General features: G+C 38.3%; 36 protein-coding genes and 1 tRNA gene. 2 read left to right on the top strand and 35 right to left on the bottom strand.

The window, feature by feature from the left end:
- Positions 1-144 precede the first annotated feature (144 nt).
- From ABN212_RS08970 to ABN212_RS09020, 11 genes are all read right to left on the bottom strand, one after another.
- Positions 145-900, bottom strand: a complete 756-nt coding sequence (locus tag ABN212_RS08970) for an Ig-like domain-containing protein (RefSeq protein ID WP_349443137.1) — start codon at positions 898-900, stop codon at positions 145-147.
- 64 nt (positions 901-964) lie between these two features.
- Positions 965-1,336 (bottom strand): phage tail termination protein, encoded by a 372-nt coding sequence (locus ABN212_RS08975; RefSeq protein ID WP_109372776.1) that lies wholly within the window; start codon positions 1,334-1,336, stop codon positions 965-967.
- A complete protein-coding gene (locus ABN212_RS08980) occupies positions 1,333-1,701 on the bottom strand; it encodes an HK97 gp10 family phage protein (RefSeq protein WP_198626620.1) in 369 nt (122 codons plus the stop codon). The genes ABN212_RS08975 and ABN212_RS08980 overlap by 4 nt, the downstream gene beginning before the upstream one ends.
- 2 nt (positions 1,702-1,703) lie before the next feature.
- Positions 1,704-2,045: a hypothetical protein gene (locus ABN212_RS08985; RefSeq protein ID WP_349443138.1), complete on the bottom strand. Its 342-nt coding sequence runs from the start codon at positions 2,043-2,045 to the stop codon at positions 1,704-1,706.
- A 1-nt stretch (position 2,046) separates the two neighbouring features.
- The gene (locus ABN212_RS08990; RefSeq protein WP_349443139.1) at positions 2,047-2,424 is read right to left on the bottom strand and encodes a DUF7370 family protein; all 378 of its coding nucleotides are present in this window, start codon (positions 2,422-2,424) and stop codon (positions 2,047-2,049) included.
- A 42-nt stretch (positions 2,425-2,466) separates the two neighbouring features.
- A complete protein-coding gene (locus ABN212_RS08995) occupies positions 2,467-3,417 on the bottom strand; it encodes a major capsid protein (RefSeq protein ID WP_285714154.1) in 951 nt (316 codons plus the stop codon).
- A gap of 5 nt (positions 3,418-3,422) precedes the next feature.
- Positions 3,423-4,109: a hypothetical protein gene (locus tag ABN212_RS09000; RefSeq protein ID WP_089503223.1), complete on the bottom strand. Its 687-nt coding sequence runs from the start codon at positions 4,107-4,109 to the stop codon at positions 3,423-3,425.
- 66 nt (positions 4,110-4,175) lie between these two features.
- Positions 4,176-5,237, bottom strand: coding sequence for a phage head morphogenesis protein (locus ABN212_RS09005; RefSeq protein ID WP_109372774.1), 1,062 nt, complete (start codon positions 5,235-5,237; stop codon positions 4,176-4,178).
- Between the two features lie 2 nt (positions 5,238-5,239).
- Positions 5,240-6,622, bottom strand: coding sequence for a DUF4055 domain-containing protein (locus ABN212_RS09010; protein WP_349443140.1), 1,383 nt, complete (start codon positions 6,620-6,622; stop codon positions 5,240-5,242).
- Position 6,623: 1 nt separating this feature from the next.
- Positions 6,624-8,195, bottom strand: a complete 1,572-nt coding sequence (locus ABN212_RS09015; protein WP_196566911.1) for a terminase — start codon at positions 8,193-8,195, stop codon at positions 6,624-6,626.
- Complete coding sequence (locus ABN212_RS09020; RefSeq protein ID WP_196566910.1) at positions 8,192-8,764, bottom strand: terminase small subunit; 573 nt, start codon at positions 8,762-8,764, stop codon at positions 8,192-8,194. Before ABN212_RS09020 ends, ABN212_RS09015 begins: the two co-directional genes overlap by 4 nt.
- A 26-nt stretch (positions 8,765-8,790) precedes the next feature.
- Here ABN212_RS09020 and ABN212_RS09025 point away from each other — a divergent pair, with 26 nt between their 5' ends.
- Complete coding sequence (locus tag ABN212_RS09025) at positions 8,791-9,021, top strand: hypothetical protein (protein WP_196566909.1); 231 nt, start codon at positions 8,791-8,793, stop codon at positions 9,019-9,021.
- A gap of 195 nt (positions 9,022-9,216) precedes the next feature.
- On the opposite strand, the gene ABN212_RS09030 is transcribed toward ABN212_RS09025, so the two are convergent.
- Entirely contained in the window at positions 9,217-9,381 is a 165-nt protein-coding gene (locus tag ABN212_RS09030) for a hypothetical protein (RefSeq protein ID WP_167392489.1), read from the bottom strand.
- A gap of 306 nt (positions 9,382-9,687) precedes the next feature.
- On the opposite strand from ABN212_RS09030, the gene ABN212_RS09035 reads away from it, so the two are divergent.
- Positions 9,688-10,026: a hypothetical protein gene (locus tag ABN212_RS09035; RefSeq protein WP_196566908.1), complete on the top strand. Its 339-nt coding sequence runs from the start codon at positions 9,688-9,690 to the stop codon at positions 10,024-10,026.
- 15 nt (positions 10,027-10,041) lie between these two features.
- Here the strand turns inward: ABN212_RS09035 and ABN212_RS09040 are convergent, their stop codons facing one another.
- The 23 genes from ABN212_RS09040 to ABN212_RS09145 form a co-directional block, all read right to left on the bottom strand.
- A complete protein-coding gene (locus ABN212_RS09040; RefSeq protein WP_167392488.1) occupies positions 10,042-10,200 on the bottom strand; it encodes a hypothetical protein in 159 nt (52 codons plus the stop codon).
- Complete coding sequence (locus ABN212_RS09045) at positions 10,197-10,403, bottom strand: hypothetical protein (RefSeq protein ID WP_349443141.1); 207 nt, start codon at positions 10,401-10,403, stop codon at positions 10,197-10,199. Before ABN212_RS09045 ends, ABN212_RS09040 begins: the two co-directional genes overlap by 4 nt.
- The gene (locus tag ABN212_RS09050) at positions 10,400-10,984 is read right to left on the bottom strand and encodes a BRO family protein (protein ID WP_196533160.1); all 585 of its coding nucleotides are present in this window, start codon (positions 10,982-10,984) and stop codon (positions 10,400-10,402) included. Before ABN212_RS09050 ends, ABN212_RS09045 begins: the two co-directional genes overlap by 4 nt.
- Positions 10,985-11,671: 687 nt before the next feature.
- On the bottom strand, positions 11,672-12,133 hold the full coding sequence (locus ABN212_RS09055) for a lysis protein (protein WP_349443142.1): 462 nt from the start codon (positions 12,131-12,133) through the stop codon (positions 11,672-11,674).
- Between the two features lie 2 nt (positions 12,134-12,135).
- Positions 12,136-12,294, bottom strand: a complete 159-nt coding sequence (locus ABN212_RS09060; protein WP_012367623.1) for a hypothetical protein — start codon at positions 12,292-12,294, stop codon at positions 12,136-12,138.
- Positions 12,276-12,746 carry a lysozyme gene (locus ABN212_RS09065; protein WP_349443143.1) on the bottom strand — a complete coding sequence of 157 codons (471 nt, stop codon included), beginning with the start codon at positions 12,744-12,746 and terminating at the stop codon, positions 12,276-12,278. Before ABN212_RS09065 ends, ABN212_RS09060 begins: the two co-directional genes overlap by 19 nt.
- The gene (locus ABN212_RS09070) at positions 12,746-13,015 is read right to left on the bottom strand and encodes a hypothetical protein (protein ID WP_098943665.1); all 270 of its coding nucleotides are present in this window, start codon (positions 13,013-13,015) and stop codon (positions 12,746-12,748) included. Before ABN212_RS09070 ends, ABN212_RS09065 begins: the two co-directional genes overlap by 1 nt.
- A gap of 486 nt (positions 13,016-13,501) precedes the next feature.
- Positions 13,502-14,011 carry a lipocalin family protein gene (locus ABN212_RS09075; protein ID WP_109850509.1) on the bottom strand — a complete coding sequence of 170 codons (510 nt, stop codon included), beginning with the start codon at positions 14,009-14,011 and terminating at the stop codon, positions 13,502-13,504.
- A gap of 24 nt (positions 14,012-14,035) precedes the next feature.
- Positions 14,036-15,031, bottom strand: a complete 996-nt coding sequence (locus ABN212_RS09080; RefSeq protein WP_109372766.1) for a YbgA family protein — start codon at positions 15,029-15,031, stop codon at positions 14,036-14,038.
- A 100-nt stretch (positions 15,032-15,131) separates the two neighbouring features.
- Positions 15,132-15,539 (bottom strand): phosphate-starvation-inducible protein PsiE, encoded by a 408-nt coding sequence (gene psiE / locus ABN212_RS09085; RefSeq protein ID WP_098943670.1) that lies wholly within the window; start codon positions 15,537-15,539, stop codon positions 15,132-15,134.
- A gap of 83 nt (positions 15,540-15,622) precedes the next feature.
- Positions 15,623-15,700: transfer RNA gene (locus tag ABN212_RS09090), tRNA-OTHER, on the bottom strand.
- A gap of 339 nt (positions 15,701-16,039) precedes the next feature.
- Positions 16,040-16,180, bottom strand: coding sequence for a cold shock small protein YmcF (locus ABN212_RS18875; protein WP_419775829.1), 141 nt, complete (start codon positions 16,178-16,180; stop codon positions 16,040-16,042).
- A 7-nt stretch (positions 16,181-16,187) separates the two neighbouring features.
- Positions 16,188-16,400 carry a transcription antiterminator/RNA stability regulator CspE gene (gene cspE / locus ABN212_RS09095; protein ID WP_041701226.1) on the bottom strand — a complete coding sequence of 71 codons (213 nt, stop codon included), beginning with the start codon at positions 16,398-16,400 and terminating at the stop codon, positions 16,188-16,190.
- A gap of 580 nt (positions 16,401-16,980) precedes the next feature.
- On the bottom strand, positions 16,981-17,439 hold the full coding sequence (locus ABN212_RS09100; protein ID WP_072062620.1) for an Hsp20 family protein: 459 nt from the start codon (positions 17,437-17,439) through the stop codon (positions 16,981-16,983).
- A gap of 239 nt (positions 17,440-17,678) precedes the next feature.
- Positions 17,679-18,311: a bacteriophage antitermination protein Q gene (locus ABN212_RS09105; RefSeq protein ID WP_198801269.1), complete on the bottom strand. Its 633-nt coding sequence runs from the start codon at positions 18,309-18,311 to the stop codon at positions 17,679-17,681.
- Positions 18,311-18,667 (bottom strand): RusA family crossover junction endodeoxyribonuclease, encoded by a 357-nt coding sequence (locus tag ABN212_RS09110; protein ID WP_004245983.1) that lies wholly within the window; start codon positions 18,665-18,667, stop codon positions 18,311-18,313. The genes ABN212_RS09105 and ABN212_RS09110 overlap by 1 nt, the downstream gene beginning before the upstream one ends.
- The gene (locus ABN212_RS09115; RefSeq protein ID WP_004245984.1) at positions 18,664-18,954 is read right to left on the bottom strand and encodes a DUF1364 domain-containing protein; all 291 of its coding nucleotides are present in this window, start codon (positions 18,952-18,954) and stop codon (positions 18,664-18,666) included. The genes ABN212_RS09110 and ABN212_RS09115 overlap by 4 nt, the downstream gene beginning before the upstream one ends.
- Positions 18,955-19,032: 78 nt before the next feature.
- Entirely contained in the window at positions 19,033-19,482 is a 450-nt protein-coding gene (locus ABN212_RS09120) for a YbcN family protein (protein WP_036919942.1), read from the bottom strand.
- 67 nt (positions 19,483-19,549) lie between these two features.
- Entirely contained in the window at positions 19,550-19,885 is a 336-nt protein-coding gene (locus ABN212_RS09125; RefSeq protein ID WP_017628812.1) for a hypothetical protein, read from the bottom strand.
- Between the two features lie 21 nt (positions 19,886-19,906).
- Positions 19,907-21,292, bottom strand: coding sequence for a replicative DNA helicase (locus tag ABN212_RS09130; RefSeq protein WP_017628813.1), 1,386 nt, complete (start codon positions 21,290-21,292; stop codon positions 19,907-19,909).
- Positions 21,292-22,059 (bottom strand): helix-turn-helix domain-containing protein, encoded by a 768-nt coding sequence (locus tag ABN212_RS09135; protein ID WP_109374413.1) that lies wholly within the window; start codon positions 22,057-22,059, stop codon positions 21,292-21,294. The genes ABN212_RS09130 and ABN212_RS09135 overlap by 1 nt, the downstream gene beginning before the upstream one ends.
- Positions 22,056-22,229, bottom strand: a complete 174-nt coding sequence (locus tag ABN212_RS09140) for a hypothetical protein (RefSeq protein WP_172409601.1) — start codon at positions 22,227-22,229, stop codon at positions 22,056-22,058. The genes ABN212_RS09135 and ABN212_RS09140 overlap by 4 nt, the downstream gene beginning before the upstream one ends.
- A gap of 95 nt (positions 22,230-22,324) precedes the next feature.
- Complete coding sequence (locus ABN212_RS09145; RefSeq protein ID WP_260294046.1) at positions 22,325-22,672, bottom strand: transposase family protein; 348 nt, start codon at positions 22,670-22,672, stop codon at positions 22,325-22,327.
- Positions 22,673-22,691: the final 19 nt, after the last annotated feature.

Genomic DNA, 22,691 nt, shown 5'->3' on the forward strand with positions numbered 1-22,691 from the left:
CCGATTCTTGTCATATTGATGAACGATGGTCTAAATAAGTAATCCTTTTTATCAGTAGAGATAACCATCTCACCGATGTCTAAAATAGGTGTCATAATCCCTCCTGAATATTATCAAGGGCACTAGAAAGTACCCTTTGTAATATTAAGCAGCGGTAACTGTGACCACGCATTTGGCTGTTTTACTACCATCTTCGGATTTGACAATAACGTTTACGGTACCTTCGGCAATACCACGTACAGTAACCACATTCGCAAGTTGGGTAACTGTTGCAAAGTTTGTCTTATCGCTCACAGCGGTGTAGTTTTTGTTAGTTGCATCGGTTGGTGTAAATTTGACAGTAAATGTCTTAGTTTCACCCACTTTTACAGACAGAGTAGCTGGTTCGACTGCGACACTCTCAACAATGATTTCTTCTTGTAGCCATTCAACCGTTTCTGCATCAGCAACTTTCAGTTCACCTGAATAAGTGGAGATTTCTTTTGTTGGAAATTCCATAGACCATGATGTAAATAACATATAGCCCTGAACAACATCAGAGCCATCACCTTTCATATCAAGTTGAACCCAATAATCTGACTGGCGACCAGCTTTGATTTCATCAAGGATTTCTTTTGCAATATCGAAAGCAGAAGTAGAGCCAGTTACGCCAGCTTTCTTCAATTCACCATCAAAACTAATGGTGAAATCAGCGCCAGTAACAATTGATTCCGTTAATCCTTTGATATCATCAGCATTAGACGTTACCGTCTCCATACCGAAATCGAATGATTTGCTTGTTAACGCACCTAAGCGTAAAAACTGATCTTGTGCTGGCACTTGGTCAGGGCATCCTTTTGCGATACGTATAATTCCTGCATTGCCCATCACCAGACCTTTTTTGTCAGGACATTGTGACATGTTATAACCTCTTTATTTGCAAATAAAAAAGGCCGCATAAGCGACCTATTGAGATGTATTTAATTTAAGATGTACAACGGAAAGAAAGTGGGATGATAAACCTACCTTCTGTTGTTTGAATTGGATTAACAAAACCAGATGTATTGATAATGAAACCAATGTTATGGCTTCTAGAATGACACCTTACATACTCTAGTATTTCGTTAGCTCGCTGAACAATAAACTCAATCCACGCCTTACCAGATATGAGTGAAATGGTAAAAAAATCATCACCACTTAGATCATCAATACGTCCAGTTCCATTTTGTTGCTGAAATACGATGTATGAGTCCGAATCATTACCTTCTTTTTCATTCCAAATATAATCCTGCTTAATGAGACCATCTGATAAACCTGATTCAGAAAAATAGTTTTTCAGTCGCTCAAAGGTCGTCATATTTTAAACTCCTCAGCAACAGCCTTATCAATCATTTGTTTCGTTTCCTCAAATCCTTTCAGGAGGAATTCTTTCTTCGCAGTAGGTCTGCGGAAACTTTGCTTAACATTAGGATCATGAACGAAAACAGCATACGAAGCAGAATAACCAACGCGACCAGTAAATAGTGTGCCTTTTACTTTTACATCTCTAAATTGTGAGTTAATGAGCGTTTTAGTGTCAATGGGTGTGTATATAGCAGCTTGCCTACCACCAATATCTAGCGCTCTATGCATGGCTCGAGCTATCTTTTTTGACGCTATACTTCCAACCAGAGAGTTTAAGTTAGATATCGCATTACCTATTCCTTTTACTTTTGCCCCCATAGTTATACCGCCGTCGTTAATGTGTAATCATCTAGACCACCATTAATATCTCGGTCTCTATCGATAGACTTAATCCTACTAGCACCATGCAAAAATGGATCTCTATCTTCATGTTTGCCAATAGCGATATAGTCTTCTTGAGTTGCTTCGCTATACTCAGTCCAAATAACATTCTTAATGATTATTTCAGTGCCAATGGTTTTTCTACCATCTTTAAAACTACTTCCGTAATCACATCGGATATGAATTGGCTCTGAAAATATGGGTTTACCGTAACCATCTTTACCTATAATTTTCCAAATGGTTGCCCACCCCTTGCAAAATCGTCGCAGGATTTTCCCCATATCACCCCCGAACCACATCAAACTGAACAAGACCAACAGGTCGTTCAATAGGTAAGCTATCGGTACATCCAGAGGGGTCTAGAGAAGACAGCGTTTTTAACAATGTTTTTCTACCATCAGCAAAATACTGATATGAAATAGAAGCGCCAGAAGGTGCATGTTCTGAGGATATTTTTCTAACATCAGCAGATGATAATATGAGGATAACCGAATACAGCTTAATTAAAGTAACAACTGCATCTGAATATCCTGCGTTATCAAGGCAAGTATCAATAGTATCCACAATAGATATGGCAGAGCTTATAACAAGGCTTGTTGCCTCAAACCCCATCACCTCTAATTGCTCATTAACTTGCTCAACCGTAATCACAATAGACATGATCACTCCTCATGGATAAATAAGGGGCTACTGCCCCTCGCATTACCCACCAATACTAGTATTCTTGCCAAATGAAACCATAACGCCAGCGGTATCTTTAATATCAGTAGCAATCTGCTTCCAATTAGCTACCGTTTCAATCTGTGCGTTAGTGGGTGATTTGATACTATCTTTACTCCACTGATAACCACGCAGACCAATAGTAAAGTCATACTCACCTTGCATTAGTGCCTTAATATTTTCTTGGCCTAACACATCCTGAGCCTTCATGATCAATGGCGATGTTTGAATCGCTGCGGCGCCAGTAACCAAACCTAACGAATGCTGTTTGTCTGCATCTGACAAAGCGGGAATATCAGAGATAACAAAACGACGACCAAGGTTATCTTGTTTAATGGCGACGTTACCAATTTGGAACAGGTTATTCGCGTTGGTTAGTGTCTCATCCATAAAGTCGTTGAACGTTGCACCATCCATTAACCAAGCGACAATGCGTGAATAAGCATCGCCGAATGGACGTGTGGCCTTATTCAAACCTCTTAATGATGGCGTTTCTCCGCCAACAGTAACTGCCGTTGTATTACCAGAAATAGCTGCTTTCAATGCTGCACCAGCAGTATTAAGGTAATCTTGCAACATGGCTTCTGCTGATTGAGCAGCAACTACCGCGGCCGCTTCTGACACATCTTTACCTAGTCGCTTCATCATCGTTGGGGTAACAGATACAGGACCAATACGACCATCAACCTTAATCATACGGTCAAGGATTTGACCCAATTCTTGCGGCGTTAGATTGCCTGAGCCATAAGCGTTACGTCGCTGAGCCAGCCCGCCAAGTAACTGCCATGATGTTTGCTCAATGTAGTCACCGATATGATCACCATCACCGATAACTAAAGCGCCGCCAGATGCTTCGTTAAACTGACGGACAGCTTGAGCAACTAATTCTGTTGCTGCTAGCGATACTTGTTTTTGAAAAATATGTAAAGACATATAAATTAATCCTCTGGGATATTAGCAATGATTTCACGTGCGCTATCAACTAATGGATTTGCGCTTTTGGGTTTATCACTGCCTCCGGCTGGTGATTTCCCTTTGCCGCCTTCCCCTCCGGTTCCGGTGGCTTTGCTACCGATAATTACCGGAGCAAATAACTGGTTATTACGAAATTCTTTTTCTAAATCATCAATAGTGAATGCTGAAGGATGCCCATTAGCGTCAACTACTCGCGTTTTACCGTCCTCTACTGATAATCGAGATTTAATGTGCGGGATAATTAACGGCGCAGCATCACCAGCAAGCTTTGTAGCCAACGTTTGTGCGACGTTATCAACCAATAGTGTGTGTAGGCTCGCGTCTTTTTCCTGTAGCTGTGCTAATAGCTCACTTTCACGCGCCTTTAACTTTTCAGCCCAACTTTTTTCTAGTGATTCAATATCACCATTTTTACGAGCCTGCTCTTCAGCCGCTTTCTTCGCTGCATCTTCGGCTTGTCGGCGCTTTTCTTGCTCTGCTTTTTTCTCAGAAAGTAATTCATCAACCTTCTTTTGAAGCCCTGACACATCTGGAATTTCTGGCATACCTTCGATTTGAAGTTGGTAATTTCCACCGACTTCTTTATACAAAACCTTTTTATCATCAGTTAATGCATCAAATTCTTCTTTTGTTAATAGGTATTTAAACATCGTAAAACCTCTGGTTTAGATGGTGCAGTCTCTAACTGCGAATAATAAAAAACCCACCGAAGTGGGTCATTTGAGGTCGATACCTGCTTTATTAAAAGCTTCAGGTATGATCCGTTGAAGTTCCTTAAGCGTTATTGGCTTAAAGTATTTATCGAGCTGTAACTTTGCGAATTTATCAGGCGGTAATCCACCATCACGAAACAACTGAGCCCTAGTCTTACCTAATACAATGTCCTGCCTGTTCGCTGGCTGGCGATAAAGCCACTCGTAATAAGACTCTTCACCCCATTCAGAATTACCAACATAATCTGTTGTAATTAAGTTTATGTATTTCTCATCTAAAACAGGAAGTAATCGACTACGGCAATTAGGATGAAGAGGAGGTTTGGGGCCTTTTCCTAGTGGATAGCGATTACCGGATAATGATCTACATACTGATGATGTTTTATTGTCCAGTATTGCGCTGAACTCTTCATACTTAATCAGATCAGGATTCTCTTTGTAAAAATCCATTGCCCCTATACTGTGCGCATGCTGTAAAGAGGTTCTGGATATCATCTGAAAGCCCCTAGCAATCCTACCGACTACCGACGATGCGATGATTAGAGGTTCAACTGACGTCCCGTTAATCGTTGATTGCAGATCAGACACATCACCACCAGATGATAGTGATATCAGTGCCTGATTTTCTACTTGTTGAATGGATGTATCAGCCCAAGATTCAATAAACTTTTCTAGGAATAAAGAACCACTCCATCCCGTCAGGTTCATGGGGATGTTTTGTACATCTTTACGCACTTTCTCATAATTGGCAGGTTTAACACCTTCTAGAAGTGAGTTAAAACCTCGATATTCGGCATCTGCCATAACAATGGCAACACTGATGGCTTCATCAAGCAATTTTCCAGAATGACTAGAGAGAACTGGCTTTAGTGATTTTTTTAATGCAAGCGCGATTGATTTTGCTTTACTTATAGAGGAAATATTACCTGAGAAGGTAGACAGCGCAGATGCCACAGTGGCACGAATATCCAACACTAAATCACGAGTATCTGCCGTTGATGATTTCAACCTTTCCAGCATAACTTGTATCATTAATGCGTTATCAAAGATGACACTTGATTGCATGGTTACACTCCCAACATATTAGCCCCTCTCGTTAATTCCAATTCATCAACAACATCCTCAGCCCTCTCATCTTGAGAAATGATATTGATACTTTGCAAGTACTTAACAAAATCAATCAATCGCATAGTTCCTGATTGCAACGCAGCCAATAACGCTGTAATCGTTGGTGAATCTAACTTAGCGATATCATAAACTTTATTCAGTTGTATTGACGCTTCGCCACCACCCGCAAACTGGATACAAAAATCAAGTGCTCGGTTAAATGCTTGCTCAACATTACCCGCGCACAATGACAGCACTGAATTATCTGTTTGTGCCTCATCCTGTGCCTGTGTAGCAGTTCTTGCTGACGTTCCTCGTTCAACTAACTTAGCGCCTAGCATTGCCATTTGCTTCTCTCTACGTTCAGCTAGAGTGATTTGAATATTTCTATCTTCGGGCTGTGCAAACTTCATGTCACCACCTTGTGGTAGCAATACCCCTTTACGGGAGCCAACAGTAAATCCATCAGACATATGTTTCTCAACCCAGTCATCTGTAAGACCTGTTAATGCAACCATTGGTTGACCGACAGTATGTGCCGATTCTGCTATATCAGCCTCAGCCTGATAATGTTTGATATTCACGTATGCTATATCAGCAAGAGGTGGAGAATCAGGAGTGTGATCATTATTCATTGAGCCAATCCATGACCATGGCAACTCATTTAATGGACTGCCAATCGCATCACTCAATACAACCCAATCTGTAACCTTTATGTCTCCATCTTCATACCAACGACGAGAATGAGCGACATCATTAATAAGCCTTAATTCAATCCAGTTATTCTGCATTTGCAGTTCAAAATCATCTGTATCTACTGGCTCTTGATATTTGAGGACAACGAGGGATGTTTTCCCATTCGTTACACGCCAGTTGATGATTTCTTTTGCTGTGAACAATCGAACATAAGGGCGTCCCTTATTAGCTTCTGACTGAATCCCTGCTCCGCTAAAATCACTTAATAGACCAGCTCGACCACGCTGTAAGTTTTGCGATAACGCATCCCTTATCATTTGGGTTAGTGGCTGGCCTTGACCGTCTATGTCAGTTTCTAAATACTCGACACCACCGCTAACACTAATCTTTACTGGCTTACTGAAAGCAATACCAAGTAAACCACTAAGTGTCCTACCCGTGGCATTCAGAAAGGATGCTCTAGCTAAATAGCGCTTATAACGCTCATTACCCTTATCATCTTCATCTTTGTTATCTGCCGGATGAGGGAGGTATTTCTCTTTCTTGCTTTTAACAACTCGTTCGCCATCAACACAATCGCCAATCATGTCCCATTCAGGCAAAAACTCATTGTAAGCTGGATGCTTATAATCAACGTTTGTATTCATGTTAATTCCAGTTAAATTCTATTTTCTTAGTCAATCGGATAGGTTTATGCAACACACGATAGCGAGTAGCATCCCAATCATGATCCTCTTGCTCAGTATCCACATCATCAGGGTTTTTAGAGTCTCTAACTAAAACAGGTACACGGCTAATCCACCCTCGGCAATAATCAAATACATAGAAAGCGGGTTTTTCTGGCATGCCTGACTCTGTTTTTTTACCCTCAATCACCGCCTCAAGCATGTCAGCGAAAAGTGAGGCGCCGTTGATACGGGAACCGGGATTCTTGTTTGCTTTCATCCAGACAACACCCTGAGCTTCCATTTTTTGAGCGATAGAGTCTTCATCATCACTTGGTGTATAAATAGAGTTATCAGCTGGCCCTTTAATTACCTTTTTACAAATACCTGGCATGATGTTTAATTGCCCCTGAGTCTTTCCGTCCTTACTAATCTCACTCGGCATAACGGAATCAACTCCGATTAAACGTTCATCAATCCACTTAATTCCTTTAGCAACATTGGTTGATGACATATTCAGTCCTTTATTCAATTCATCAGGCGGACAGCCGTACCATTCACCAATCAAAATTAAAGAGCCAGCAGGGGGGCAGAATTTACGACCATTAGACAATGTTGCTTCTGTACCATCAGACTGAGCCCACCACAGGTTAGAAAATGGTTTTGACTCCCCCCAGTCATGTGAGCGGTCAACAATCCAACTGTCGGGGATCTGAAACGGTTTAATAACGTGATGAGTTGCATTCCAAAGATGGTCAAAACGCCCACCGCTCGTCACATCCCAAGAACCCTCTACCCACGCTTTGCGACGATTTGGATCTTTGATACTCATCAATGTTGCAATGTACTGAGGATCTAAATAAGGGTTTTCCTTAAATGAGCCATGGATAGCAACGCGGGTTAATGTAATTTCTTCGTCACGTTCAGTCTGCGGATTAAATACTTTTTGTGTTTCACGGATAACTGTTCCTCGTGGCTTTGGTTCGATAAAACGCTTTTTCACCCACGTATGACCAATACCAAACGGATTCGTAGTACTGAATGTTTCTAAAGGGATAGGTTTTAACAGCGAACCATTTTCAAGTGGATAGTCTTCAGGACGGAATGACGAACGACGACAGGAGAACATTGCTTCATAAAAATCGGCTGATTTTTGCTTGGTTAATTCGTTAAAGCCAATAAAGGGGAACTCTTGACCATGGTAATCCCAGTAATCATCTGCTTCTTTACCAAACCGGAATAACAGCTCTTCACCCGTAGGCCACACCCAGCGTAACTCTGAAGCAGAAGCAAGAAAGCGGGCGCCATCTTTAAATAGGCGATACATACGTTTGGATTGAGTAATGATATCCGCAAGGTTTTTATATTCCGTATCGAATATAACACCGCGCCAAAATGAACCATAACCAACGCCAACATTGCGCCTAAAACGTGCCAATTGAGCCGCTGTTTTACCGGGGCCTCGTGTACCTTCATACAGTATTTCGTTACACGGACAACTTAGTGATAAAGACTGAGATCCGGGCAAAGGTTTCCATACTACGTTGTAATTCATCCACCTAATACCTCACCTTGTTGCTGTTGTGCAGCCTTTTCCCAGTCATCTACATTGTCACAGGATGGAACAGGCATAATGTTGTGTGTAGCTTCTATTTTTTGCTCAATTTGCTCTTTGAATGCTTGTACTTTGACGTGTTTACCAAGAAGCTCAAGGTTCTTAACTTTGTCAGGCCACTTGATTTTCTTGAGAATGGTTTCTTCGGTGCTTTCATCGTAATCACGAATTGTCGTGGATATATCAAATCCAGATAATGTTGTACGCCATGTTTTAGGCCATTCACTAACTGGCTTAAGCTTCCCATCTTCTCGAAGAATGTCCAATACGTCCATTTGGTCTATTTCAACTAAACGCTTGAGCACATAATCAGCGTCTACTTCAACACGCTCATTCCTATTTGATTTAAGTTCTTGAATTCTATTTTGGATGTTAACATTTACTAACAATCGGCTTGATTGTGCGTTAGCAGTTTTCTCGCTGTACCCCGCACGAATAGCCGCTTGTGTAGCGTTTAAATCGATGAGGTACTCGCGACAAAACATTTCTTGTTTATCATTGAGTGCCATTTATTTATCTCTAATAAAGGTGTTACATGGGAAATCTTACAATTCATGCGGGATTAGTTAATGGCGACTTAATGCCAATTATTAACGATGACAAAACCTCATCAGAAATCGTTGAGGCATTTACTGGTGATGATACTGGTGCACCACCTAGATCAGTAACAATAACAGTGATAACAGACTCAGGGAAAAAAGTGGAAATTTACATCCCTAACAGTAATGCAAATACATCTGTTATGGTTGATGGAAAATCAATTTAATTCTCTGTTCTACAATAAAATTGGACTAAAATCACCCTAGTAATAGTTTAAGAAAATAAAAAGCCACCTTTTTGGTGGCCTAGTATTAATATATTCAATTTCTAACGCCATATTATTTTCCTCATAACAAATTAAAAAACTCACCGTAGTGAGCTTTGTGATTTGCAATAAAAAACCCGCCGGAGCGGGCTATTGTTAGATAGCAACTCCTCGTCGCCTTAACTCATCCATGATTGCATCAATAGCATCATGGATTACGTCAGTATTGTAGTAAATTGACAAGCCTGATTGATAAATGGTTTCCAGTAACTTGAAGTTATGCTTAAGATTGTTGATCAGCTGATCGGTTGTTTTAGACATTAGAATTCTCCTGTGTCTTTTATAGAGCTTAATTGCTCACCTTTATTTATCCTCACAGGCCTGAAGAATGCCCAAAACACGCTATTTTTGGTCTAATTTATTTAGTATTCTATTTTTGCGCTACCGATTATCCTATTGGTCACATGAGGCTCTTTAGTGGTCATCATGCCTTCGTAGGTAGTCCCATCTTTCTTAGTTGCTATTACATGATATTTTTCTGACATATCCCACCCAATAAAAAACCCGCGCTAAGCGGAATGCTGGTATATAGTTATCTAAAATGAAAACAGATAGAGGAGCTCAATAGTGAGAGATAAACATGATAACCCAAATTATATGACGAAATTTCTCAAGATGCAGAGAGATGTATTTGTGCCTTATTTGAGGAAAGTAATTCATCCTACCGAACTAAAGTCGGTATTTTGTATTTACGAAATGATTGAACAAGGTGAAAATATTTACACCTATTTAGTTAACGCTGACACAGTGGTCATATTTGAAATGTCTCGCATAGACCAATCTATAATTCATGACCGAACCATTCCTATCCATGAATATGCGCAAGAATCAAAAGGAAGACAATGGCATAGGTATGTTAGGGAGTTACAGGCATTTGCAGAAAGAGAAGATTCTCAAGTGAAATAAAAAGACCACTAGAGCCTATTTGGTTTTCTGCTTGTTGACTAACTTACCTAACTCGCGTTCAACGATTTCAGCAACTATCCTACCATCATCAACTCTGCCACAATGCAGGTATTCAAGTAATTGCTGTAATTGACAATGAAGAGTGGATAGACAGTCTTTTTCTTTTTTGGTCATATCTTATCCTTAGCGAACTTACTCGCCCATACTTTGGCGATATGCAAGCAATCGTCAAATATTCTCCCTTTCTTACTCGCTTGAGCGATTCGGCGATAATGCTCTACTGCCATGTAGCTTGCTCTCTGGGTGACAGATAAAGAAAAGCCGAGCTTCTTTAACTCGGCCTGTATGTTCTTTTCTATAAATTGTTCGTGGTTCATGCGGGTTCTCCTCCATCTGGAAAATCACCCATATCAGGTAAAGTAAGTTGTGATAAATCAATAATGGCTTTCTTTGCTTTGCGTATTTTCTTCAAATGACGCTTGCGCAAATTCATCAGGTCACTACCTTTCTTGCCAAAATTTTCGAAAGACCAATTATCCGCTGCTACTAATCTATTTTGCATTTCGTTAATGGTAAGGCTTTTGAGCTCATCCATATCAAGATTTGCTAGCTCTACTTGAGGTTTTGACTCCTTCTCTGCCAAGTCTAGTAGCCAGCGTCGAAGTGCTTTAGCAATATCAGTTTTAGAGAGAATACCGACCAAATGAGCACCTCTAACCGAAAATATCCTCACTCTTTTATTTTGCATCCCATTGTTTTTATTACTAACGGTCAAATTGACCGTCTGAGACATGCCGTCGGTAAATTCATCTTTATTTCGATTAAAGATACGAGTTACTGATGACTCATCTTTGTACCCAAGTAATTCTGAAAGTTGCTTGTTGGTAAACCAGATTTTTCCATCACCATTATCAAATGGGGTGATTTTGTTACCTTTAAAAACTAAGGATTTATTCATAGCGTATTACCTTCATTTGAAATGAACCCTCGTTCACATAGAAAATCAGCCCGTCGAAGCTCGCCAGCTATAACTGACTTCCTCGAAGGCTCATATCAAAGTGATCGGATTCGACGTTTGTGAATTGCTCTGTGAATAAGCGATGAAATGCGTATAAAAAAAGCCACCAGCGATTAACTGATGGCTATCCATATACGTCACTAAATAAATGACGTTTGTAGAATTAAATATATTGATGTCTCTCCATCGTCACGCCCCTTCTTCTACCTACAGCTGACGTTGCTGATAATGACCAAAAAATAACAAAACGGTGGTATTCGTTGTTTTTGATTTCTCTTACACACTCAATGTGAGGAGAACATGTCATCGTTAATGTATGAGAACAGCGACAACGCAACGCATTAAAACATCATTACAAGAGGATTATTTTCTAAAAAATAGCGTTGATTATTAACAGATTGGTTTAGTCGATATTGGTAATCTATTGTTTTCACTCATACTAGTGAAAGCCCTGTGGGAGCCCAAACTCACAGGGTTATTTTTATCTTGCGTTTTTTAAATAGGTTAATCAGAATTATCAATCTGGTATATATACTTACTTAAGCTATACTAACTAAAATCAACCTCGCTATACTCTTACTGATTGGTGTTTAGTTAGTTTGCCCATGCACCCATGCTGGGCTTTTTTTAGTTCACACACTCAACTCTAATGTAATCCTGCAACCCTTTAATCATCTGTTCTGACTCTGCAATTCGTTCTCGGAGTAACCAATAATTTCGGATAGCGGTGTCAGTAGGTCTGGCGGTGGTTGCATAAGCCAAGCGGGTGGAGGGAGTGGTTGTGATTTTGGGACACTCGGCTTTGATATACACCCGCTCAGGATGACGCTCGCTAATATCACGCAAGCGACTAATTTCATTCTTAGCATTCGCTAACTCCTGCGTATATTGAATATCTAGTTGGTTTAATCGCATTATGCGTGCTTGATAATCAGTGTTAATAGACTTCTGTTCTTCGAGTGCAATCGTTAGTTCTTTGTTTTTTTCTATCAACAGATTGACTCTGTTAGCTTGCCAGTTAATCACCCAATAACTACCCACAATAATGCCTACCATCGCAATGACGGCATAGAGTTTTCCGTATTTCATGATTAGTACCGATGATATGAAAGTGCAATCTGACAGCGCTTTTCTAAACTAACTTGGTCTTTAGTACATGAGTTATCAATCAAGAGATAAATGCCACCAGCGACTGTAATGAGTAATGCAAGAATAAAGCCGATAATGATGATTAAAGTTTTCCATGACATAGTGCTGACTCCGCCTCTCGACGACTGACAAGCCCTCGCCAGACCTTTCCGCCTGCATATATCCAACGTTTCATTTCTTCACAGGCACCCGCTCTATCACCAGCGTTTAGCTTCTTGAGTAATGTTGAGCGAGCAAATGCGGTTGTACCCACATTAAAAGCAAAGGAATATAAAGCAGCTTTGGTGTAGTCATCGAGTGATACTTTGATTAATGCATCGACTTGCTGTTGTGTCTTAATAAAATCGATTTGTAATAACGCATCACATTCTTGTTGTGTGTATCTCTTACCTTGAATAATGTCTTTGCCTGTATGCCCATAACAAACTGTTAGAACACCCGCCACATCACGATAAGGTTCATAACGTACACCTTCAAAATGGGATATTACTACTAATGCGATGGCTGTTGCTCCCGCAGTTGTTAGCGCAGCTATTTTCTGTTTGAGAGACATTAAATATCCTTTGGTGCTTTCACCATTAATTCAGCAAGTCTTTTTAACGTTTCGGTCGGGTTTTGTGGGTCAACATGACGAACAAGCTCTTCAAATAATTGAGTACGTTTTCGCTGTTCTCTTCGAGTCATAAAATAAGTGGCTAAACCTAGAACCATGCTGAACGCCATCCCGATAACAAATCCCCATTCATATAAAGAGAGACTGGCAAAAAAGGCCGTTAGGCCTGCTGTTCCATAGGTTACATTGGTTAATTTATCCATACACATATACACCCCTACGGAGTGCCCATTAATGATTAATATAAAGAGAAATTATTAAGAGATTTTCGAGATGATTTATAAAAATATAGTAATTCTTATTTATTACTGTACATATTTATAAATTTATTCATAAAATAATAAATAATATTTATGAAACGGAGTAATCAAGTGCGATATATTATTTTATTTCTTATTTCTTTATTTTTTATAATTACTTTCATTATAATAACTAATAATGATAAAAATCAGTCAGTTAAACAAACAACTCAAATCGAGAACGATATAAATAAAAAATCAGAAAAGTGCACATTTTATTCACCAATAAAAACAAAACGACTAGCCTGGATAACACTAACTCATAAATCCCCATGCTCTTAGGTGTAAATAATCATTACCAGTGTTATTATAATGGATAATATGAATAGGCATTTTCAAATTATAATTAAATACCATCAAATTAGATAGTATTTAAATTCAGCTATATACCTTTTGTTAAAATATTATGATCCTGTTACTATCAAATCCATATGATGTTGCAAAATGAATATATTCATTCAACAAATTTGATGGCATGGTCGGTGTACGTGATAATATCCATAAATAATCTTTATCTGGTCCTACAACCAAAGAATATTGATAATTCTTATCCAATTTGATGATATTATATCCACCATAGAATGGACCAAAAAATGATACTTTTAATGCACCTTTATTAGATAAATCAACAAAATAAGCCTTACCGATACTTTCTTTCCAGCGATGTTTATTTTGACTCCAACCTCGATTAATAACCTTAACACCACCATCATCTCGTAATGAATAATTTGCGGTAACTTTCGTTAAGCCTTTTTCAAAACGATTATCTATTCTAGCGACCTCATACCACTGCCCAAGATAACGTGATAGATCAAAATTATTAACAGGCTTAATGTCACTCGGAGGAATAACATTGCATCCAGTAAGAATAAATGAACTTAAAAAAGTGACAAAAGAACGTATCATATTTTCCTCCTATCAATAAGTTTATTATAATCCATAACGTAATCTTAAGGATTGAGGATAAGGATGAAAATATCTCTGTTTACTCAAATAATTATCAGGATGCTCTGATAGATAATGATTAATTAATGTTAAAGGTGCTAATAAAGGCTGTATTCCTTGACGGTATTCTAAAATCAATTGACTTAATGCTTGTCGCTGATTTGATGTTAAATAGCGCTTAAAATACCCCTGCACATGCATAAGAACATTGGTATGATTACGTCGTGTTGCTTGGTGCTGTAATAATGTCATAAATCTATTTCGATATTCATCAAAAAAAGCTTCCAATGAATGCCATTCTTTATTATTAGCAACAAAGCGACCTAACTCTCTATAAAGAGGTTGTGAATGAGCCAATAAGAGCAGTTTATATCTTGTATGGAAATCGATTAAAGACTGACGAGTAAATGCGTTCATTCTCAATTCATTCAACTCATCCAGTGCAAATACACGTATAACAAAATTTTCTCTTATATGAGGATCATTCAATCGTCCATCTTCCTCTATTGGTAACCAAGGCATCATTTTTTTCAGATTTTCTGTAAAAATACCCGTCCCAGCCTTCCTATTACCATTACCAATAGGATCATATACACGAACACGCTCTAATCCACAACTTGGTGATTTTGCACAAACAATATACCCACTAAACTGATTAAATTTCTCTAAATACTCAACAGAATACCGATTCATCTTTTCAGTTAAATCACCTTCACTCCCGTTACTAAATTTTAATGCAATTTCTCCTGAATTTGATTTAACTAATCTTAGTGCGGGCCTTGGTGTAGGTAAACCAATAGCCATCTCAGGACAAGCCGATTGATATTCAAAATAATCAGATAGTTCATCTACGGCAAGATGAAAGCGCTTATGACCACCATCAAACCTAACATTATTCCCTAATAAACAAGTGCTAATCCCTACAATAATTTTTTTACCAACAAAATTATTTTTGTGAATATCTGTAACAGAGTTAAACATTCTTACTACCTCATATGAAACATTCATATAATCTGATTATAGTAGATCATAACTGTATTCATATTAGTAAGATTATGCTTTTTTTACTACTTTTATAATTTTAATTAGGTTTCAATCTTTCAGCACTAGAAATATATAATGCAATAACAAGTAGCAGTATCGTTCCTGAGTAAACAATAAGTAACTGAGGATTTTTATGTTCAACAACAATTAACCTAATTACCGCAGTTATTGCAATATAAATAAAATATTGCAATGGAAAGTGATAATTCGACTGAAAATATTTAATAATTAATGCAATAAATTCAAAATAAAGAAAGTAAATGATAAGTCCATCAACTAATAAATAAATTGAAACTGGATCACTAACTGTAAATAATAAATTAGCAAGGATAATAGTTTCTTTAACTAAAAAAATTATTAAAATAATTGCAAGCAATATCAGGCCAACACTACTAATCCATTGTAAAACTCGACTAATTACTTTTGTTTGATTTAGTCCTGTCATAATAACTCCTAAGAGTTTATGCTCCTAATATCAAGTTTTCTATAGATTAAAATAAAAAATAGATGAGAAGCTTTATATTTAATTGGACCGCCATCAAGGTATCGAACCTCGACTTTTAGTTTAAATAAAACTAAATACTCTCCCAGTTAAGCTAATGGCGGAATGAATTTACCTGAACCAACGAACTATCACAAATGCAACTAAGAGCAATAAAGCAATGATAATTACATTCCGTAAAAAAGCGGGGATTCGGTGTAATAGCGCAGACCAATTCATAGGCATCTCCTTAGGAAATCATTCCTTTAGATACCGCATCTATTTTCGATAAAAACTTGCAAATGCAAGGTTTGCTGTTGATAGCAATGAGGTATGTTTACTTTCCTAAGTTTACCACACACTAATGAATATGTACGTTTTAAAATATAAAGGGATCATATTTAAATTTAAGCAACAAAAAAACCCCGCCAAAGCGAGGTTCTATATATTCAACTATTTAACGCTTAACTCATTTGAGCAGCCATCACAGTCTTACAAAAAATACATTTTGCGCCGTGTGGATTGTTCACTGTAACATCAAATTGTGATGTTCTATATTGTGAACCGCTACAACAAGGGCATTTAAAATAGAGGCGAATAGTAATAGCGCCTTTAGAGAGCCACCACGTTGCCTGCTGCGGGGCCTTTCATACCATTTTCAATGGTAAATGAAACTTCTTGGCCTTCCATCAGAGATTTGAAGTCATCACTCTGAATTGCAGAGTAATGTACAAATACATCTTTACTTCCATCTTTAGGAGTGATGAAACCAAAACCTTTATCATCGTTAAACCATTTTACTGAACCAGTCATTGTATTAGACATAGAATTTCCTTTAATTTATTTAATTTGCCATAAGGCATATGAGGGTTTGTTTTTTATTTTTACTTATGGGAATTAATTAGAAGGAATTCGCAATGAAGTGGTATCGAGGATAACGCTAAACGGTGAACAACTTTAAACTGACTAACATAAATAGGCCTGTACTTCCAAACCAGTGATGTCATTAAGCCATAGAAAAATTCAGATAGCAAACTTTATTTTTGCAATAAAAACACTTGTGTGTGCTATCAAGAATGAAACCCTATTAAAAGGTGCCGACTCACAGCTCTTGTGTGAACGGTATAAGTGGGTATTGATTCTGTGGTCGGCATAGACGGAAAGGCTACAAAGTAACCTTATTTAATTTAGGGTTGAATATCTTAGTGAGAATAATTATCATTACATTCGTATCAAATTGACAGGTTTGATACGAATTAGTACGACATGACTTACATTGCTTCTTGCGTTTATTTTATATGCCGATATGACTCCTAGCGTATCGGCATTTTTTTATTGTGTATTGAAAACAATTAAGGCTACACATCATGCGTAGCCTTAATCTTATTCACGTTATCTAACTCAATTAACTTTTATCTTTATTTTCTATCGCTATTGTTTGTCGTTTTTCTTCTTCAGGTAATTCATACTCAATAGCAATGGTCAGAAGTCCACTTGATAAATCGGCTTTTTCTATTTTAACATTTTTACCGAGGTCAAATTGCAACGTAAATTGCCCTTGAGATATGCCTCGGTGGATCCATTTATCATTGTCTTCTTCTGATTTTTCTTCTTTTTTCCCCTCAATCAATAAACGACTTCCTTTCAATGAAACCGATAAGTCATTTTCTTGATATCCAGGCACACTCACTGTCAGTTCATAGTGGTTATCATCAATCTGTTTCAGGTTATAGGTCTGAATTGGTGATGCAATGGGCTTACTGCCTGTTAACTGACTAAACAGGCGATCTATCTGATCAAAACGATTTGAAAGTAGGTTGTCAGATAATGTTGGGAATAATGAAAAAGGTTTAATGTTAGGCATATAACTCCTCCTTCAGTATTTAGTGAATTATGGGCGGTATCTTATTTGCCCAAAATATAAATATGAACGAGCAAGCATTTTTCAAGCCCTAAATCCTAAATTTTTTATCTTTGACCTACATGGGATTGTAGATAACAAAAAACCCCGCCGAAGCGAGGTTTGAAATACTTACATTTATACTATTATATAAATATTGCATTTAATTTATAGAAAAAAACGGAGTTTTGCAACTTTTTTAATCAGCTTAAAGCGCTAATTTTGAATAGCGAATCTCTATCTAATTGATAGCAACAATCTAATAAACAAATCCAATACAGTTTATAGCTCTTTCGCCAAGCGTCAGCACTGACGCCCAACAATTCAGCGAGCTTAACATCCGTATATTTTTTTGCTGTTTGATTAATTTCTGCTTTTACCGCCTGAATGGCTAGTAAGGTAAGAGATTGAAGTCGTTGCTTAACTTTTTTCGTTATCCTTTTTTTACTATTTAATCGCTGAAACTCATGCCAAATATAGGGAATAATGAGTATTTGCTCACGATAATATTGATAATCACCATAGCAATAGAGTAACCATAAGCGCATTTCGTTAGGCAATTGATGAATACCTCTGCGCCATGATGAAGTGCGATAAGTAACTTCATTAATTAATGGTTTTGATTTTCCTTTGGCATGTTTTTGCTTAATTTTGAGTGGATGTGAGGGGAGTCTGTATCGAGACTTTCTTTCACCCGCATAGCGTATTGGGTTTCTTTTAAACCTATCGGTTACAAGTATTGCTTGTTCCTCCATGGCACTTAACGGCCTATTTTCTATAATACAAACATTCATCAACGCTGTACTTACTCGCTCGCGTATCCACTCAATATTCACTATCGCACCTCTTGGATAATTATCTGCCCCCTTTTTCCCCACACTTTTGTTACCCGCCCATCCCATACACGTGAATCATCGTCAAAAATAGCATCAAGTAATGCTTTTTCGAGATTATCTTTATCCGGTTTTTGTTGATGGGGTTTACCGTTCATTTCGGAGCGTTTAGTTTTACTCCAACTCTTCGGCATGGGTAGAATGAATGTAATGTGGTAATGTGATTCAGGTAGGGTGATTTTGTTTAACTTTACTTCGTCCTTAAACGCAAAATACTTTAAAACTGGGGGACGTTTTTTCCATTTATCAGCCTGAGTCATCCTTGGTTTAGGTACTGGTTCGATATTAAAGACCTTCACACGTTCAACTTCCCTTCTTGGATCAATATGGCTTGCGTTCTCAAAACACCTTCTAGGTGACATTGTTTTGCATACTCCATATCCGTAAATCGTGTTCGTCTATCAACTTCATCGTGACATGCACTACAAGCCCAAGCGCCAAATAAGTCATGCGATTTTATTCCGACGCCACAAAGACCTGACATTCTGTAATGGGCTAAAACAACCGTTTCAGAGTTACCATTACAAACTGAAGGTATTCTAATCTGACATTCACGCCCTTTTGCCTCATTGCGTAAATTCATCATGAGCCTCCTGATTACTATTTTTTATCACTCTAAAATAAAAACGATCATGTTATTAACTGAAATAATCATCACTATTTCCTATTCTTCTTGCTTTCTTTTCAAACTCATATATTCAGAGTTACGAGGAATGATGATCGGAATTCCCTTCTCAATGCACCATTGTTCATGTTTCTCCATCATGTAAAGCATCCTTGCTTTATCCATCTTGCTGGTTTTTTCACGCTCACCGTTTTCATTGCGTCCTAGCCAATGTCCAACGAAATATTCATGAGTTTCCTCATTAGTGATGGGCTTTGATAAAACAACTTCACCGACACCATTTTTAATATCGATAACAACGCCACGTGCACGTAACCACTCGCCTGTGGTTTCCATCCACATACGCCATGTTTTATTCATGGGTATGGTTCTTAAATCACGCCACTCGGTGATTTTGATGCGATAGCGTTTACCTGTTGTCACGATTTCGGAGAGCACTTTGAAAATACTGTTGAGATTGGATTTATGGAGACAGATATCATCTGTCACTAAACAACCTCTCCATCATTATTTTTTAAATATACAAACACCTAGTTTCATCTCGGAAATTGCTAAATTAAAATCGTTTACCTCCTTTTTTAACTCTATTTTCTCGCTGATGATCTACTCGATGTTTGTTGTATTCGAGTTTCTCTGTAATAGCGCTTTCGATGTCGTAACCGAACTCTTCCGCATAATCCAAAATACGAATAACAGCATCAGCAAGTTCAACTTCTGCCATTTTTCTATGTGGTAAATGGTAATCCATTAGATCTTTACGCTCTCCCTCCATTGCTTCACTAATTTCAGAATGGATCAAGCAAAGTAAGGTTCCTTTTTCCCTTGGGATATCCCACCATCCAGCCTCAATGTTTTGTTGATGAATTTTTTTCTGTAGTTGTTTTATTGTCATATCTAAAATCCCTCTATCGAATTAAAACGATTTTTCACAATATTTTTTGGGTTCTCGTTTCGGTTGAGCGCGATAAGCAGCCATATATTGATCAACCGGTGTAATACTCAATCCTTGTTGATCAACATACACGGTGCCTGTTTTACCGTGTCGATTGAGCCTTAAAATCATCTCGGTCAGCGTTTCATCCGCATTATCGTGGTACACCGCATCACGATAAATGCCTAACCAATAATCACAATCTTGCTCGATTTGTCCTGTGTCTCTTGAATCACTTGGTACGGGACGTTTGTCAGCCCTGTTTTCTAATCCCCGATTCAGTTGTACAAGCAACACAACCACCGTATTGAGCTCTTTTGCCAATATTTTTAGCCCCTTAGTGATTTCACCATAGGCAATATCATTACGGTCAGCTTTTCCCGCTTGCATCAGAGTGAGGTAATCGACACCAATAAACCCAATATCACCGACTTTGCGTTTGATTTTCCGACTTTCAGAACGAATGTGTTGTAAGGACATGCCAGGTGTATCATCCACCCAAATATTGGGCTCATCTTTAAGGCGACCGATGGCACTGCAAAGCCTATCCCATTCATGCTCCTCTAACTTTTGGTAAAATTTATCTGAATTAATCTGGGTTTGTTGGGCTAGTGTCCGTTCAACAAGCTGTTTATCCGTCATTTCCATGCTGAACAGCAATACAGGCTTACCTTGTTGTGAGACATTTTTTGCCATTTCAGTGAGAACGGTTGTTTTCCCCATCTTAGGGCGAGCACCAATCACGAACAGTGAACCGATAACAATCTGTTTCGGGCTTAATAGGCGGTCAAAATCTTTAAATCCCGTTTTTAATCCTCGATGTTTCTCTGGGTTATCTTGTCGGTCACAAATGTCGGTAAAAACATCATCCAACACATCATCAATTCGGCGCAACCCTGTTTTTTTTCCCATTTTTCCAAACGAAGTGGCTTCATCAAGCAAGCGTTGTGCTTGTTCAATTTTATCCGTAAAACTTAACTCACTTGGCACCATCATGAGTTTTTGAATTTCAACCGTCTTTTCGATAACAAAACGCTGTGCGGAACACTCTCGGATTTTTTTCGCATAAGCCATAATGTTAGCAATACTCGGTGTTTCTCTTGCCATCTCAGCAAGATAGGCAAAACCACCTGATTGATTAATTCGCCCTTTTGACTCCAGATAATCCGTCACCGTCATGATGTCTATTGGCATACGTTGGGTATACATTTCTCGCAGAGTGAGATAGATAATTTGATGGTGTCGGGTATAAAAATCTTCAGGTTTTAGCAGTGAAAAAATTGATTGCGCATTATCACTTTGCGGGTCGAGCAGGAGTCCTCCAATGACATTTTGTTCCGCCATTAAATTATTCGGAACTTGGTTCATCACAGTGCTCCCTCCCTTGTTTTGAGTACCGTTTCTGGTCTGAGTAAATAATCAAAATTCGCTCGCCAACCCCGATTATTTTCTCCAAAGTACCAAGCACTCGCTGTTTCCATAAAATAATCAAAATAATTTTTAGCTGATTCGACTGTGGGCTCTTTAAGCTCTTTCAGGAATTTGGATATTGCTCGTTTGCGTTTGTCATTCAGTGATTCGGCATTGGGTAATCTATCCCCTGCTGATTCGTTGAAGGCTTGCATGATTTCCTGATAAGGAATTTTAGCTTGCCGATTAATTGAAATCTGCTTTGCAGGTTTCGAGTCGTCAGACGATAATTTTTTAGAGTTAATTGACTGGTTAAAAGACTGACTGGTTCTGGGTAAAAATTTTTGACTACCCCCTAGTCCAACCGTTTGACTACCGTGGTCAAATTCTTTGACTACCTCTGGTACAGAATTTTGACTAGGGGGTACTGTATTTTGACTACCCTCATCAAGAGATTTAGCCTCCAAATCCAAAATATATAAATTGGAAGTATGCCCCTTATCAGTTTTTCGCGTAACTTTACGAACAAACCCTTTTTTACATAAACTTTTAATGTGGTTTATCGCACTTTGACGGCTAATTTCGCAATGACGTGCAATAGTTTCATAAGAAGGAAAGCACTCGCCTTTATCATTGGCATTATCGGCAAGTTTCAGTAGCACCATTTTTTGTGCTGTACTCCCCACCTGTAATTGCATGGCTTTTGCCATTAGAAGCATACTCATTTTCGCTCTCCTAATAACTTATCCCGATGTGCTTTCCTTAATTTTGCGTCTTTCAATGCTTCCTTTAAACGCTGACAACCCAGTGGAGTTATTTCTTGTAATAGCCTATTTCTCATGATGTTTTTATGCTCATCACAGCTATTAAATTCATGATTTATTCTTTGTCTCATGGTATAATTTCTCCATTCCAAAGCTGTATCAAAAAAGGGAAACCGAAGTTTCCCCTTGTGATAAAAACTGGATATTGATACAGTGTATTTGTACGTTAAATGGTGAATTCCATTGAACAACACGCCTCGTTTGTTGCCGCAATCGAGGCGTTTTCTTTTATTTTCATTTGAGAAAGTTCACCCATTTGTTTCCACAAAAATCGGTACTCTTCTTCTGAGATTTTTCGTTCTCCTTCCATCACAAAATCAATAATTCCCGATGCGACAAGTGTTTCGCATATTTCAGGATATTTTTCAGTTCGACGTAGGACTGTTGAATCATGAACACCTAACGTTCTAGCCACAGCAGATTGAGTTTTATTTCTCAATGCTTGCAATGCTGAAGCTATTAGGTGATTAGAGATAAATTGATTGAATTGTTTGCGTGTATTTGCGCATTCCATTGTTTAGAGTCCTTATGAG

Origin of the sequence: Proteus genomosp. 6 (genome assembly GCF_040139785.1) — a bacterium.
Lineage (GTDB): Bacteria > Pseudomonadota > Gammaproteobacteria > Enterobacterales > Enterobacteriaceae > Proteus.

Excerpts from the sequence above, each read along its gene's own strand:
- ABN212_RS08995 (WP_285714154.1), bottom strand. The coding sequence starts at position 3,417 with ATGTCTTTACATATTTTTCAAAAACAAGTATCGCTAGCAGCAACAGAA.
- ABN212_RS08980 (WP_198626620.1), bottom strand. The coding sequence starts at position 1,701 with ATGGGGGCAAAAGTAAAAGGAATAGGTAATGCGATATCTAACTTAAAC.
- ABN212_RS09130 (WP_017628813.1), bottom strand. The coding sequence starts at position 21,292 with ATGAACCAAGTTCCGAATAATTTAATGGCGGAACAAAATGTCATTGGA.
- ABN212_RS09145 (WP_260294046.1), bottom strand. The coding sequence starts at position 22,672 with ATGGAATGCGCAAATACACGCAAACAATTCAATCAATTTATCTCTAAT.
- ABN212_RS09010 (WP_349443140.1), bottom strand. The coding sequence starts at position 6,622 with ATGAATACAAACGTTGATTATAAGCATCCAGCTTACAATGAGTTTTTG.
- ABN212_RS09140 (WP_172409601.1), bottom strand. The coding sequence starts at position 22,229 with ATGAGACAAAGAATAAATCATGAATTTAATAGCTGTGATGAGCATAAA.
- cspE (WP_041701226.1), bottom strand. The coding sequence starts at position 16,400 with ATGTCTAATACAATGACTGGTTCAGTAAAATGGTTTAACGATGATAAA.
- ABN212_RS08990 (WP_349443139.1), bottom strand. The coding sequence starts at position 2,424 with ATGTCTATTGTGATTACGGTTGAGCAAGTTAATGAGCAATTAGAGGTG.
- psiE (WP_098943670.1), bottom strand. The coding sequence starts at position 15,539 with ATGACAGGACTAAATCAAACAAAAGTAATTAGTCGAGTTTTACAATGG.
- ABN212_RS09070 (WP_098943665.1), bottom strand. The coding sequence starts at position 13,015 with ATGTGTATGGATAAATTAACCAATGTAACCTATGGAACAGCAGGCCTA.
- ABN212_RS08985 (WP_349443138.1), bottom strand. The coding sequence starts at position 2,045 with ATGGGGAAAATCCTGCGACGATTTTGCAAGGGGTGGGCAACCATTTGG.
- ABN212_RS09075 (WP_109850509.1), bottom strand. The coding sequence starts at position 14,011 with ATGATACGTTCTTTTGTCACTTTTTTAAGTTCATTTATTCTTACTGGA.
- ABN212_RS09040 (WP_167392488.1), bottom strand. The coding sequence starts at position 10,200 with ATGACCAAAAAAGAAAAAGACTGTCTATCCACTCTTCATTGTCAATTA.
- ABN212_RS09065 (WP_349443143.1), bottom strand. The coding sequence starts at position 12,746 with ATGTCTCTCAAACAGAAAATAGCTGCGCTAACAACTGCGGGAGCAACA.
- ABN212_RS09100 (WP_072062620.1), bottom strand. The coding sequence starts at position 17,439 with ATGCCTAACATTAAACCTTTTTCATTATTCCCAACATTATCTGACAAC.
- ABN212_RS09115 (WP_004245984.1), bottom strand. The coding sequence starts at position 18,954 with ATGATGAATTTACGCAATGAGGCAAAAGGGCGTGAATGTCAGATTAGA.
- ABN212_RS09015 (WP_196566911.1), bottom strand. The coding sequence starts at position 8,195 with ATGAATTACAACGTAGTATGGAAACCTTTGCCCGGATCTCAGTCTTTA.
- ABN212_RS09020 (WP_196566910.1), bottom strand. The coding sequence starts at position 8,764 with ATGGCACTCAATGATAAACAAGAAATGTTTTGTCGCGAGTACCTCATC.
- ABN212_RS09045 (WP_349443141.1), bottom strand. The coding sequence starts at position 10,403 with ATGAACCACGAACAATTTATAGAAAAGAACATACAGGCCGAGTTAAAG.
- ABN212_RS09000 (WP_089503223.1), bottom strand. The coding sequence starts at position 4,109 with ATGTTTAAATACCTATTAACAAAAGAAGAATTTGATGCATTAACTGAT.
- ABN212_RS09060 (WP_012367623.1), bottom strand. The coding sequence starts at position 12,294 with ATGTCATGGAAAACTTTAATCATCATTATCGGCTTTATTCTTGCATTA.
- ABN212_RS09125 (WP_017628812.1), bottom strand. The coding sequence starts at position 19,885 with ATGACAATAAAACAACTACAGAAAAAAATTCATCAACAAAACATTGAG.
- ABN212_RS09055 (WP_349443142.1), bottom strand. The coding sequence starts at position 12,133 with ATGAAATACGGAAAACTCTATGCCGTCATTGCGATGGTAGGCATTATT.
- ABN212_RS09135 (WP_109374413.1), bottom strand. The coding sequence starts at position 22,059 with ATGAGTATGCTTCTAATGGCAAAAGCCATGCAATTACAGGTGGGGAGT.
- ABN212_RS09080 (WP_109372766.1), bottom strand. The coding sequence starts at position 15,031 with ATGTTTAACTCTGTTACAGATATTCACAAAAATAATTTTGTTGGTAAA.
- ABN212_RS09025 (WP_196566909.1), top strand. The coding sequence starts at position 8,791 with ATGGGAAATCTTACAATTCATGCGGGATTAGTTAATGGCGACTTAATG.
- ABN212_RS09050 (WP_196533160.1), bottom strand. The coding sequence starts at position 10,984 with ATGAATAAATCCTTAGTTTTTAAAGGTAACAAAATCACCCCATTTGAT.
- ABN212_RS09005 (WP_109372774.1), bottom strand. The coding sequence starts at position 5,237 with ATGCAATCAAGTGTCATCTTTGATAACGCATTAATGATACAAGTTATG.
- ABN212_RS08970 (WP_349443137.1), bottom strand. The coding sequence starts at position 900 with ATGTCACAATGTCCTGACAAAAAAGGTCTGGTGATGGGCAATGCAGGA.
- ABN212_RS08975 (WP_109372776.1), bottom strand. The coding sequence starts at position 1,336 with ATGACGACCTTTGAGCGACTGAAAAACTATTTTTCTGAATCAGGTTTA.
- ABN212_RS09030 (WP_167392489.1), bottom strand. The coding sequence starts at position 9,381 with ATGTCTAAAACAACCGATCAGCTGATCAACAATCTTAAGCATAACTTC.